The organism is Streptomyces sp. CA-251387 (assembly GCF_050936625.1).
Classification (GTDB): domain Bacteria; phylum Actinomycetota; class Actinomycetes; order Streptomycetales; family Streptomycetaceae; genus Streptomyces.
This window is the reverse complement of record NZ_JBNJMJ010000001.1, coordinates 2,228,953-2,240,807: the sequence shown is the minus strand read 5'-3', so window position 1 is coordinate 2,240,807 and position 11,855 is coordinate 2,228,953. Positions and strand designations below refer to the sequence as shown.

Below are 11,855 nucleotides of genomic sequence, written 5' to 3'. Positions count from 1 at the left end.
GGCGCAGGGACGCGTCGCCCGAGCCCTGACTCACGTGCAGAACAGAGCTGTTGGATCACGAGCGCTTCCGAGCGATCACGAGCCCTTCTCAGGAGTCCCCTACATGAAGACGATCGACGAACTTCTCTCCGAAGGCGTCGCCGGCAAGCGGGTCTTCGTCCGCGCCGACCTGAACGTGCCGCTGGACGGCACCACCATCACCGACGACGGCCGTATCCGCGCCGTCCTGCCCACCGTCAAGGCCCTCACCGAGGCGGGCGCCCGCGTGGTCGTCGCCTCGCACCTGGGCCGCCCCAAGGGCGCCCCGGACCCGGCCTTCTCCCTCGCTCCCGCCGCCGCCCGCCTCGGTGAACTCCTCGGCGCCGACGTGGCGTTCGCGACCGACACGGTCGGCGACTCCGCCCGGGCCACGGTCGCCGGCCTCACCGACGGCCAGGTCGCCGTCGTCGAGAACCTCCGCTTCAACGCGGGCGAGACCAGCAAGGACGACGCCGAGCGCGCCGCCTTCGCCGACCAGCTCGCCGCCCTCGCCGACGTCTACGTCGGTGACGGCTTCGGCGCGGTGCACCGGGGGCACGCCTCGGTGTACGACCTCCCGGCCCGCCTGCCGCACTACGCCGGCCACCTCATCGCCACCGAGGTCGGCGTCCTGAAGAAGCTCACCGAGGACGTCAAGCGGCCGTACGTCGTCGCGCTCGGCGGCGCCAAGGTCTCCGACAAGCTCGCCGTCATCGACCAGCTGCTCGGCAAGGCCGACCGCCTGCTCATCGGCGGCGGCATGGCCTACACCTTCCTCAAGGCCAAGGGCTACGAGGTCGGCATCTCCCTCCTCCAGGAGGACCAGATCCCGGCCGTTCAGGAGTACATCGAGCGCGCGGAGAAGACCGGCGTCGAGCTGGTCCTGCCCGTCGACGTCCTGGTCTCCACCGAGTTCCCGGACCTGAAGACCAAGGCCCCGGCCAACCCCACGACCGTCGCCGCGGACGCCATCCCCGCCGACCAGGAGGGTCTGGACATCGGTCCGGAGACCCGCAAGCTGTACGCCTCGAAGCTCGCCGACGCCGCCACCGTCTTCTGGAACGGCCCCATGGGCGTCTTCGAGCACCCCGACTACGCCGAGGGCACCAAGGCGGTCGCCCAGGCCCTCGTCGACTCCAAGGGCTTCACCGTGGTCGGCGGCGGCGACTCCGCCGCGGCCGTGCGCACCCTGGGCTTCGACGAGAACGCATTCGGCCACATCTCGACCGGTGGCGGCGCCTCCCTCGAATACCTCGAGGGCAAGACGCTCCCCGGCCTCGCCGCACTGGAGGACTGACCTTTTATGAGCACGCGCACGCCGCTGATGGCGGGCAACTGGAAGATGAACCTCAACCACCTCGAGGCCATCGCCCACGTCCAGAAGCTCGCCTTCGCCCTCGCGGACAAGGATTACGAGGCCGTCGAGGTCGCCGTCCTGCCGCCCTTCACCGACCTGCGCTCCGTGCAGACCCTGGTCGACGGCGACAAGCTCCGGATCAAGTACGGCGCCCAGGACATCTCGGCGCACGACTCCGGCGCCTACACCGGCGAGATCTCCGGCCCGATGCTGGCCAAGCTGAAGTGCACGTACGTGGCGATCGGCCACTCCGAGCGCCGCCAGTACCACGCCGAGACCGACGAGATCGTCAACGCCAAGGTCAAGGCCGCCTACAAGCACGGCCTCACCCCGATCATGTGCGTCGGCGAGGAGCTGGACGTCCGCGAGGCCGGCAACGCCGTCCCGCACACGCTCGCCCAGGTCGAGGGCGGTCTGAAGGACCTCCCTGCCGAGCAGGCCGAGTCCATCGTGATCGCCTACGAGCCCGTCTGGGCCATCGGCACCGGCAAGGTCTGCGGCGCCGAGGACGCCCAGGAGGTCTGCGCCGCCATCCGCGGCAAGATCGCCGAGCTGTACTCGCAGGAGCTGGCCGACAAGGTCCGCATCCAGTACGGCGGCTCCGTGAAGTCCGGCAACGTCGCCGAGATCATGGCTCAGGCCGACATCGACGGCGCCCTGGTCGGCGGCGCCTCGCTGGACGCCGACGAGTTCGTCAAGATCGTGCGGTTCCGCGACCAGTGAGTATGCGCTAACGGCGATTCGTCGTACCCTTGCGGGGCCGAAGCTGTTATTTGGAGCCTGAAGCTTCAAGAAAGGCTTCGGCCCCGTCGTTATCCGAATCCGAGGAAGTTGGTCCAGCCGTGGTTCTGGGGTTCTCCATCGCCCTGATCGTCTTCAGCCTGCTGATGATGCTGCTGGTGCTGATGCACAAGGGGAAGGGCGGCGGCCTCTCCGACATGTTCGGTGGCGGTATGCAGTCGTCCGTCGGCGGCTCCTCGGTCGCCGAGCGCAACCTCGACCGGATCACCATCGTGGTCGGTCTGCTCTGGTTCGCGTGCATTGTCGTGTTGGGCATCCTGATGAAGGTGAACAACTGACCGGCACGCACATTCCGTACGTAAGGCCCCATGTTCGGTACGCGCAGCTGAGCGCGGCCTATCATGGGGCTTGCGTCTTGGTGTGGGGGATCTGTAACTCCAATCACTGGACGCGCGTTGGGCCTTACGTAGACTGAGGCGCTCGCAGCGAAGCGAAACGCCGACTCGCTTCGCGGCACCATCACGCAGGGAGTTACGACCGTGGCAAGTGGCAACGCGATCCGAGGAAGCCGGGTCGGGGCGGGGCCGATGGGCGAGGCCGAGCGCGGCGAGTCCGCGCCGCGGCTGCGCATCTCCTTCTGGTGCTCCAACGGGCACGAGACGCAGCCGAGCTTCGCCAGCGACGCGCAGGTACCCGACACCTGGGACTGCCCGCGCTGCGGCTTTCCCGCAGGACAGGACCGGGACAACCCGCCGGACCCGCCGCGCACCGAGCCCTACAAGACGCACCTGGCGTATGTACGGGAACGGCGCAGTGACGCCGACGGCGAGGCGATCCTCGCCGAGGCGCTCGCCAAACTGCGAGGCGAAATCTAGAAGTTGAGGACCGGCCCGGCATCCCAGGATGTCCGGCCGGACCAGCTCCACGCACCGGCGCCGATCCGCTCGCGGACCGATTGTCAGTGGTGCCCTCTACGGTTTGTTCATCGATGGTGTGCATCGATGGACCGTGAGGGGGAGTTGTGGCGACGGCTGAAGCGGCGGACCTGCGTGCGCCCGCGTGGCGCGGGGGGTTCGGACGGCTGTGGAGCGCCGCCGTGCTCTCCAGCTTCGGTGACTCCCTGCGCACTGCTGCCCTGCCGCTCCTCGCCGTGACACTGACGGACCGGCCACTGGTGATCGCCGCCGTCACCTCCTGCGGCTATCTGCCGTGGATTCTCTTCGGGTTGCTCGGCGGCGCTGTCGCCGACCGGGTGGACCAGCGGTGCGCGATGTGGATGGTCGACGCGTTACGAGGCCTGCTGGTCGGTGCTTTCGCGATGGCCGTGGCGCTCGGTCACGCCTCGATCGGCCTGCTCATCGCGCTGGCCTTCACCCTGACCGCGCTCCAGACGCTGTTCGACAACGCCTCCACGGCACTGCTCCCCGCCCTGGTGGACCGAGAGGCCCTCGGCAGTGCGAACGCCCGCCTCATGACAGGTCAGCGCATCGCCGGTGGGTTGGTCGGCGGGCCGGTGGTGCCGGTGCTGCTGGCAGGGGGAGCCGCCGTTCCCTTCGCGGCCGACGCCGGCACTTTCCTGGTGGCGGCCGTACTCGTGGCCTCGCTGCGGACCGAGGCACCCGAGCGGAAGCCGGCCCCGGCCGGCAGCACCCTGCGCCGGGAGATCGCGGACGGACTGCGCACCCTGTGGCACGACCGGGCCCTGCGAGGCCTGTGCGCCGCCACCGCACTGTGCAACATAGGCATGGGCGCTCAGCTCGCCACGCTGGTCGTCCTGGTGACGGGATGGCTGGACGCCGGTGCGGCGGGGTATGCGGCGGCGGGTGCCGCGTTCACCGTCGGCGGCCTGGCCGGGGGAGTGGTGAACGGACGGATCGTGAACCGTCTGGGCCGGATGCCGGCGGTGCTGCTCGCCGGCACGGTGCAGACCGCGGCCCTCGTCGTCATGGGCACCGTGCGCAGCCTGGCCGTGCTGCTGGCCGCCCTGGTCGTCTTCGGGCTCATGGGCATGGTGTGGAACGTCAACACGACGACGCTCATGCAGCAGCGCAGCCCCGCCGAGCTGCTGGGCCGGGTGGCCTCGGCCTTCCGGACCCTGGCCTTCGCTGGGGTGCCGCTCGGCGCGCTGCTGGGCGGTGCCGTCGCTTCCGCCTGGGGGCTCAACACCCCGCCGCTGCTCACGGCCGCCTTCTTCGTGCTGGCCGTCACCGCGTTGATACCGGCGCGCAAGCCGGACGTACCTGTTGTTGCGCCGGACGACGACGCCACGACGGCTCACGCGCCGCGCTGATCAATTAGGTTGGAACAGCTGGGACAGGCACGAAAGAAGGCTGAAGTCGGACATGAACGCAGACGGCCGTACCAGGCTGAACCGGACGCCCGAGTGGACCGCGCTGGCCAAGCACCGCGAGGAGCTGGGCGAGGTGCAGCTGCGGGAGCTGTTCGCCGCCGACCCGGGCCGCGGTGCGGGGTACACGCTGCAGGTCGGCGACCTGCACATCGACTACTCCAAGCACCTCGTCACCGACGAGACGCTGCGGCTGCTGCGCGAGCTGGCCGCCGCCACGGACGTGTTCGGGTTGCGGGACGCCATGTTCCGCGGCGAGAAGATCAACACCACCGAGGACCGCGCCGTGCTGCACACCGCGCTGCGCGCGCCGCGCGACGCGGTGATCGAGGTCGACGGGGAGAACGTCGTGCCGGCTGTGCACGCCGTCCTCGACAAGATGGCCGACTTCGCCGAGCGGGTCCGCTCCGGCGCCTGGACCGGCCACACCGGCAAGCGCATCAGGAACGTCGTCAACGTCGGCATCGGCGGCTCCGACCTGGGCCCTGCGATGGCGTACGAGGTGCTGCGCAGCTTCACCGACCGCGACCTCACCGTCCGTTTCGTGTCGAACGTCGACGGCGCCGACCTGCACGAGGCCACCCGCGACCTCGACGCGGCGGAGACGCTGTTCATCATCGCGTCCAAGACGTTCACGACGATCGAGACGATCACCAACGCCACGTCGGCGCGCAACTGGCTGCTGGGCGAGCTGAAGGCGGGTCAGGAAGCCGTCGCCAAGCACTTCGTCGCGCTGTCGACGAACGCCGAGAAAGTCGCCGACTTCGGCATCGACACGGCGAACATGTTCGAGTTCTGGGACTGGGTCGGCGGGCGGTACTCGTACGACTCGGCCATCGGGCTCTCGCTCATGATCGCCATCGGTCCGGACCGCTTCCGGGAGATGCTCGACGGCTTCCGGCTCGTCGACGAGCACTTCCGCACCGCGCCCGCCGAGGCCAACGTGCCGTTGCTCCTTGGTCTGTTGGGCATCTGGTATGGCAACTTCCACGACGCCCAGTCTCATGCGGTGCTGCCGTACAGCCACTATCTGTCGAAGTTCACGGCGTATCTGCAGCAGTTGGACATGGAGTCCAACGGCAAGTACGTCGGCCGGGACGGGCAGGAGGTCGACTGGCAGACCGGGCCGATCGTGTGGGGCACGCCGGGCACCAACGGGCAGCACGCCTACTACCAGTTGATCCACCAGGGCACCAAGCTGATCCCGGCGGACTTCATCGGCTTCGCCGAGCCGGTCGCCGAGATGAGCGACGAACTCAAGGCGCAGCACGACCTGTTGATGGCGAACTTCTTCGCGCAGACGCAGGCGCTGGCGTTCGGCAAGACGCCGGACGAGGTGCGCGCGGAGGGGGTGCCGGAGGAGCTGGTGACCCACAAGACGTTCAAGGGCAACCACCCGACGACCACGATCCTCGCGCGTGAGCTGACGCCGTCGGTGCTCGGGCAGCTGATCGCGCTGTACGAGCACAAGGTGTTCGTGCAGGGCGCGGTGTGGAACATCGACTCCTTCGACCAATGGGGCGTCGAGCTCGGCAAGGTCCTCGCCAAGCGTGTCGAGCCCGCGCTGACCGAGGGCGCGGACGTGCCGGGGCTGGACGCGTCGACGAAGGCGCTCGTCGCCAAGTACCGGGAGCTGCGCGGACGGCAGTGACGGGTCCCTCCGGGGGTTGCGCGGGGCGCCTATGAGCTCGGTGCCTTCTGTTTGATGGCGGCTGCGGGTTGTATGTGGTCGGTCGCGCCCACGCGGCGGAGCCGCATATCGACACAGCACCGCGCCCCTGGTCGGGTGCAACGACTGCGCCGCTGCACCCGACCTCAGGCGACCGCGCTCAAGGTGTCCGCGAGGCGGCGGCGTGCCGCGCGGGAGGCGGGGACGGCGGCGAGCGCGGCTGCGCCCGTGACCGCCGCGGCGCAGAACAGCAGCAGGAGCGCGGCGGACGGACCCTGGGCGATCCCGGCGCCGATGCCGCTCGATCTGCCCTGTTCGTCGATCAGCCAGTGCGCGAGGGGCGTGCCCAAGGCCGTGCCGATGACGACCGCGGCCAGGGCGGTGCAGGCCGTGGACGTGACGGTGATCGCGGTGATCTGCCGTGGGGACAGGCCCATGGCCTTGAGGGCCAGCAGGTCGCGCTCGCCCTCGCGGACGGTGCCGCCGATCGCGGTCAGCAGTTCGATGAGGCCGATGAGGGCCAGGACGGCGATCAGGCCCACGACCACGCCACGCAGGGGTGAGAGCCCTTCGGCGGGGTTGGGTACGGCGTGGACGTCCAGGCGTCCGTGCCCGGCGTCGGCCAGGCGGCCGGCGACGTCGTGCGGGTCCGCGCCCGGGCGGAGGCGCAGCTCGTAGAGGGTGGGGCCGAGGGCCGGGTCGTTCTCGCGGAGGGTGTCGAGGGAGGTGGAGATGACGCGGCCGGCGTTCTCCGGCTCGATACTGCGGCCCACGATGTGCAGGATCTGCGGCTGATCGCCCACGGTCATCCGCACCCAGTCGCCGACCCGCACGTCCAGCAGATCGAGCAGCCCCTGCCCGGCCACCGCCTCGTCGCGCCCGCGAGCGGGACGGCCCTCGGCGAGGGCGTACGGGTAGGGCTCGGCGCGGGTGCCGAGGCCGCGCAGGGCGATCGTGGCGGTCTGGCCGGGGACCAGGGCGGCCACCTCGACGCCCGGGTAGGCGGCGGCGACCTGCGGATCGCGTTCCAGCAGCGCGCGGGCGTCCAGGTCGGAGAGGCCGGAGTCGGCACGGGCGGTGAGGGCGGTCGGCAGGCCGATCCGGTCCGGCCTGCTGTCGAAGCGGTCGATGGTGGTCCACGCGCTCATCGCGACCACGATCAGCAGCAGCGGCAGCGCGAGCCGGGCGACCGTGGCCGGCGACCGCAGGCGGCGCGAGAACGCCCGGTGCCAGCCCAGCACCAGAGCGGGCGGCAGCCCCAGCCCGAGGGCGCGGCGGGACAGACCGGACAACCGCCCGGCCGGTGGAACCGCCGGTCGCAGCCCCAGAACGCGCCGGACGGCGCTCGTCAGGCGCCTGCCCGACAGAGCCGCTACGGATGGTGATCCGAGGGTCCGGCCGGTCGGGCCGGATGGACCTGCGTCCGTCGGTGGAGCCGCCGCGGAGCGTGTTCCGAGGGCCCGGCCCGTCACACCGGACAGGCCACCGCCCATCGGTGCCGCAGGCCGCGGCACCGGTACCGGAGGCACGCGCCCCGCCCGCCACGCCGCGAGCCCCGTGGTCGCGCCGATGAAAAGCACCGCGCCCACCGGCACGGTGAACAGCGCCACGGTGTGCCCGGGCAGCCCCTGCCACACCCCGACCGCGTCCCCGAGCCGCCCCGGGATACGGCTGCCCAGGGCCTGGATGAGGGACGCCGCGGCCACGGCACCCAGCAGCGCGTAGGCGAGGTGCTGCAGCAGGAAGACGCGTACGACCTGACCCGGCGTGAAGCCGATCGCCTTCAGCACCGAGATGTCCCGCAGATGGCCGCGGATACGGGTGCCGATCGCCCCGTGCACGGCGAGCCCGGCGGCGACCAGCGCGCCCAGCCCGAACAACCCCAGCACCTGCCCGAGCAGCCGGTTGTCGCCCTGCGCCTCGGCCCGCGCCTGCTTCCAGGTGGACACCTCGCTGACCGCGCCGGCGCCCAGCACGGTCACGGCGCGCTGGACGGCGTAGTCGGTGTCGTCGGGATCCGTCAGGCGCAGCCCGATCACCTGGCCGCCCGGGTTGCGCACCGCGGACGGCGGCGCCCAGACGAGCCCCGGCTGCTCGCCGGGCCGGTAGCGCGGCTCGGCGCTGTCGGCGATGCCGAGGACGGTAAGGGTCCGGCCGGTGCCCGGCAGGGTGAGGGTGTCGCCGGGGGCGGCCAGGAGGGCGCGGGCCAGGCGGCTCTCCAGGACGACGCCGTCGGGGTTCGCGGGGTCCAGCCAGTGCCCGGAGGTGAGGAGCGGGCGGTCGACGGCGGGGCGCTCGGGCGTGCCGCGCAGTTCGACGGAGGCACGGGTGCCGCGGGAGGAGAGGGTCGTGGAGGCGGTGGGGTAGGGGCCCGCGACGGACTCGACGACGTCGTCCAGCTCGGCCAGCTTGCCGGTGTCGGCCGCGGAGCCGGTGTGCAGCCAGACGTGCGCGCCGTGCGCCTGGGTGAAGACGCGCTGCCAGGGATTGGTGGCGTAGCCGAAGAGCGCCGTGGCCAGCAGCAGCGACACGACGATCCCGGCCGTGGCCAGGACGAGGAACAGCGCCTCGCCGCGGTGCGTACGCAGATCGGAGTGCGCCCAGCGCAGGGTGGCTCGCACGGGCCTCAGCCTCGCCGCTCGCGCGCGGAATGCGGACGGCGCGCCTCGCGCCCTGCGGACCCGGGAACCCGCGGCTCGGCCCGCCCTCGTCGCCCGCCCGCTGTAGACACGAGCACCCGCGCCCCGGCCTGGCTCCGGGACTCGTGTGCGTTCAAGCGGCTCGTCGGCCGACGGTCGTACACCCGCATGTCAGTCCTTGAGTTCCAGCACACCGGATATGCCCGAGCGGCGGGACGGGGGCGTGCCGTCCAGTTCAGCGTCGTCCGCGATCCGGCCGTCGAAGAAGCTGATCACGCGGTCCGCGGCGCTCGCCAGCCGTGCGTCATGGGTGACCAGGACGATCGTCTGGCCCCGCTGGTGGAACCGGGCCAGCAGCCGCATCACCTCACGGGTGCCCTTGCTGTCCAGGCTGCCCGCGGGCTCGTCGGCCAGCAGCAGCGGCGGACGGTTGACCAGGGCCCGGGCCAGCGCGACCCGCTGCTGCTCGCCGCCGGACAGCTCGCCGGGCATGCTCCGCTCCTTGCCCGCGAGGCCCAGCTCGGCCAGCAGCTCCGCCCGCTCGGCGCGGGCCCGCTTCGGCGGGACGCCGGCCAGCAGGGCGGGCAGCTCGACGTTGTCGGCGACGGAGAGGTCGGAGACCAGGTTGAAGAACTGGAAGACGATCCCGATGCGCTTCCTGCGCTCCACCGCCCAGCGGGCCTCGCGCCACGCGTCCGCGCACTCGCCGTCCAGCCAGATGCTGCCGCTGTCGGGTCGCTGCAGTCCCCCGAGGAGATGCAGCAAGGTCGACTTACCGGCACCGGAAGGGCCGGTGATCGCCACGAACTCGCCCTGCCGCACCGAGAGATCGACCCCGCGCACGGCATGCGCCGGAGCGCCCTCGCCGTAATGCGTCTTGACCAGGCCCTCGGCGCGCAGCACAGGGCTCCCGGGACCGTCCTCGGGCACCGCGGCACCGTCGGCGCCCAGCACAGGAGTGGAATCGTCGCTCACTCCAGCTCCTCCAGCTCTTCCTGGCACCGCTCCAGCCAGTCGAGGTCGGCCTGCAGATGCAGCATCGCGCCCTCTATCAGCAGATGGGCGATGCGGTTGTCCCGGTCCTCGGCGGCGGCCAGCTTCGACAGTTGACGCATGGTGTTCAGGTACTGGCGCCGCTGCTTGTTGATGAGGGCGATCTGGTCCGCGAGACCGGTCTGCGGGGCGAGGGCCAGCTTCATGAAGAACTCGTCCCGTACCCGCGGCTCGTCCTCGGGCTCCTCGAACCAGGCGCGCAGCGCCTCACGCCCGGCATCGGTGAGGTGGTAGACCTTTTTGTTGGGCCGGCTGGACTGCTCGACGTCCTCGCCCTCGATCAGTCCCTGCTTCTCGAGGCGGCCGAGGGTCACATAGATCTGGCCGACGTTCGGCTGAGGGTACGCGGAGCCCAGCATCTGCTCAAGGTCCTGCTTGAGCTCGTACCCGTGGGCCGACCCGCGCGCCAGCAGGGCCAGGAGGGGCAGCCGCACTCGCGCTCTCCTCCTCGCATCCTGGGTAATGTGCCGCAAGGCCCTAGGGCCTGGCGCCACTCTCCCGCCTGCCCGCCCTTCGGGCGGACGACGGTAGATTGCCGCCAGGCCCTAGTATCGCGCATACCTAACAGGTATACATGGCCCCTGGATCCGAGCGAAGATGCCCGGTGCCGGTATGCAAGGAGGAACCTATGCGGTGGATACACGCCGCCGGTAGGGGCCTCCTCGTCCTCGTTGTGATCTTGGCGGGTTACGTCGCCTCCGGTGCCCGGGGTGACGAGAACACCGCGAGCGGCAGGGGGCCGCTGACCCTCGCCACCGCCGGAGACCTCACCGGCTATCTCGGTTCCGTCCTGGAGGGATGGAACCGCACCCACCCCGGCGAGAAGGTCACCCTCGTCGAGCTGCCGGACTCCGCCGACGAGACCCGCGCGCAGATGATCACCGACCTGCGCGACGGCGACGGCGGCCGCTTCGACGTGCTCAACATCGACGTCAGCTGGACCTCGGAGTTCGCCGCGGCGGGATGGATCCGGCCCCTGCCCCGCGACCGCTTCCCCCTCGACAGCTTCCTGACGCCGGTCGTCGACACGGCGACCTACGACGACCGGCTCTACGCCGTCCCGTACGTCACGAATGCCGGGCTGCTCCTGTATCGCAAGGACATCCTGGCCAAGGAGGGCGTCGACCCGCCGCGCACCTGGGCCGAACTCGAGCGGGACGCCAGGACGATCGCGCCGAAGTACGGGCTCGACGGCTACGCCGGCCAGTTCCTGCCGTACGAAGGGCTCACCGTCAATGCCGCCGAAGCCGTCTACTCGGCGGGCGGCTCGATCCTCGGCGACGAGGGCGAGCGTGTCACCGTGAACTCGAAGGCGGCCCGCGAGGGCATCGGCTTCCTCGCGCGCGGCGTACGGGAGGGCTGGATCCCGAAGCGGGCGCTGACGTACAAGGAGGAGGAGTCCAAGCAGGCCTTCCAGGACGGCCGCCTGCTGTTCCTCCGCAACTGGCCGTACGCCTATGCCGTCGCGTCGGCCAAGGGCTCACCGGTCGCCGGGAAGATCGGCGCCGTACCGCTGCCGGGTCGGGACGGGCCGGGCAAGAGTGTCCTCGGCGGCTCCAACCTGGCCGTCAGCGCCCACGCCCGGCACCCCGACTCGGCCGCCCGTCTGATCGCGTACCTGACCAGCGAGCGCGTCCAGCGCCAGGTCCTCACGCGCGGCGCGCTGCCACCCGTACGCGCCGACCTGTACCGGGATCCGGAGCTGGTGCGGGCGTTCCCGTACCTGCCGACCCTGCGCGAGAGCGTGCGCACGGCCCAGCCGCGCCCCAAGAGCCCGCGCTACGACCAGGTGAGCCTGGTGGTGCAGGCGATCGTGCATGACGCGATGACCGGGCGGGACACGCCCGAGGCGGCGGTTCGCCGGCTGGCGCGGGAGCTCGACGCCGTCGCGCGCTGAGTAGTTACTCGTTAAGTAACGCGGACATCTCATCTTGGCGCTTCTCGCCCCCTTATGTCCGGAATTACCTGGCCAACTGCCCAGTAGCTTGTGCTCTTTTCATTGACACCCTCGCGACACGCCTACTTAACATG

The 11,855-nt window shown here is 70.9% G+C and carries 10 protein-coding genes; 7 read left to right on the top strand and 3 right to left on the bottom strand.

Going from position 1 to position 11,855, the window contains the following annotated elements; translation table 11 throughout:
- Positions 1 to 103: 103 nt before the first annotated feature.
- The 6 genes from ACQEV2_RS09965 (at position 104) to pgi (ending at position 6,114) form a co-directional block, all read left to right on the top strand.
- Positions 104 to 1,315 (top strand): phosphoglycerate kinase, encoded by a 1,212-nt coding sequence (locus ACQEV2_RS09965; protein WP_433038747.1) that lies wholly within the window; start codon positions 104 to 106, stop codon positions 1,313 to 1,315.
- A gap of 6 nt (positions 1,316 to 1,321) precedes the next feature.
- Positions 1,322 to 2,098 (top strand): triose-phosphate isomerase, encoded by a 777-nt coding sequence (gene tpiA / locus ACQEV2_RS09960; RefSeq protein WP_433038745.1) that lies wholly within the window; start codon positions 1,322 to 1,324, stop codon positions 2,096 to 2,098.
- Positions 2,099 to 2,223: 125 nt separating this feature from the next.
- Complete coding sequence (secG, locus tag ACQEV2_RS09955; RefSeq protein WP_062713769.1) at positions 2,224 to 2,454, top strand: preprotein translocase subunit SecG; 231 nt, start codon at positions 2,224 to 2,226, stop codon at positions 2,452 to 2,454.
- A gap of 201 nt (positions 2,455 to 2,655) precedes the next feature.
- On the top strand, positions 2,656 to 2,991 hold the full coding sequence (locus ACQEV2_RS09950) for an RNA polymerase-binding protein RbpA (RefSeq protein ID WP_003957010.1): 336 nt from the start codon (positions 2,656 to 2,658) through the stop codon (positions 2,989 to 2,991).
- A gap of 146 nt (positions 2,992 to 3,137) precedes the next feature.
- Complete coding sequence (locus ACQEV2_RS09945; protein ID WP_433038743.1) at positions 3,138 to 4,406, top strand: MFS transporter; 1,269 nt, start codon at positions 3,138 to 3,140, stop codon at positions 4,404 to 4,406.
- A gap of 52 nt (positions 4,407 to 4,458) precedes the next feature.
- Positions 4,459 to 6,114 carry a glucose-6-phosphate isomerase gene (pgi, locus tag ACQEV2_RS09940; protein ID WP_433038741.1) on the top strand — a complete coding sequence of 552 codons (1,656 nt, stop codon included), beginning with the start codon at positions 4,459 to 4,461 and terminating at the stop codon, positions 6,112 to 6,114.
- A gap of 164 nt (positions 6,115 to 6,278) precedes the next feature.
- Here the strand turns inward: pgi and ACQEV2_RS09935 are convergent, their stop codons facing one another.
- From ACQEV2_RS09935 to ACQEV2_RS09925, 3 genes are all read right to left on the bottom strand, one after another.
- Positions 6,279 to 8,753 (bottom strand): ABC transporter permease, encoded by a 2,475-nt coding sequence (locus ACQEV2_RS09935; protein ID WP_433038739.1) that lies wholly within the window; start codon positions 8,751 to 8,753, stop codon positions 6,279 to 6,281.
- Positions 8,754 to 8,942: 189 nt separating this feature from the next.
- Positions 8,943 to 9,725 (bottom strand): ABC transporter ATP-binding protein, encoded by a 783-nt coding sequence (locus tag ACQEV2_RS09930; protein ID WP_433054321.1) that lies wholly within the window; start codon positions 9,723 to 9,725, stop codon positions 8,943 to 8,945.
- A gap of 17 nt (positions 9,726 to 9,742) precedes the next feature.
- Entirely contained in the window at positions 9,743 to 10,258 is a 516-nt protein-coding gene (locus ACQEV2_RS09925; protein ID WP_433038737.1) for a PadR family transcriptional regulator, read from the bottom strand.
- 194 nt (positions 10,259 to 10,452) lie between these two features.
- Between ACQEV2_RS09925 and ACQEV2_RS09920 the strand changes: the two genes are divergently transcribed.
- The gene (locus ACQEV2_RS09920; RefSeq protein ID WP_433038735.1) at positions 10,453 to 11,721 is read left to right on the top strand and encodes an ABC transporter substrate-binding protein; all 1,269 of its coding nucleotides are present in this window, start codon (positions 10,453 to 10,455) and stop codon (positions 11,719 to 11,721) included.
- The last annotated feature ends 134 nt before the right edge of the window (positions 11,722 to 11,855 follow it).

Coding starts and splice junctions, on each gene's coding strand:
- ACQEV2_RS09965 (WP_433038747.1), top strand. CDS start 104: ATGAAGACGATCGACGAACTTCTCTCCGAAGGCGTCGCCGGCAAGCGG.
- tpiA (WP_433038745.1), top strand. CDS start 1,322: ATGAGCACGCGCACGCCGCTGATGGCGGGCAACTGGAAGATGAACCTC.
- pgi (WP_433038741.1), top strand. CDS start 4,459: ATGAACGCAGACGGCCGTACCAGGCTGAACCGGACGCCCGAGTGGACC.
- ACQEV2_RS09920 (WP_433038735.1), top strand. CDS start 10,453: ATGCGGTGGATACACGCCGCCGGTAGGGGCCTCCTCGTCCTCGTTGTG.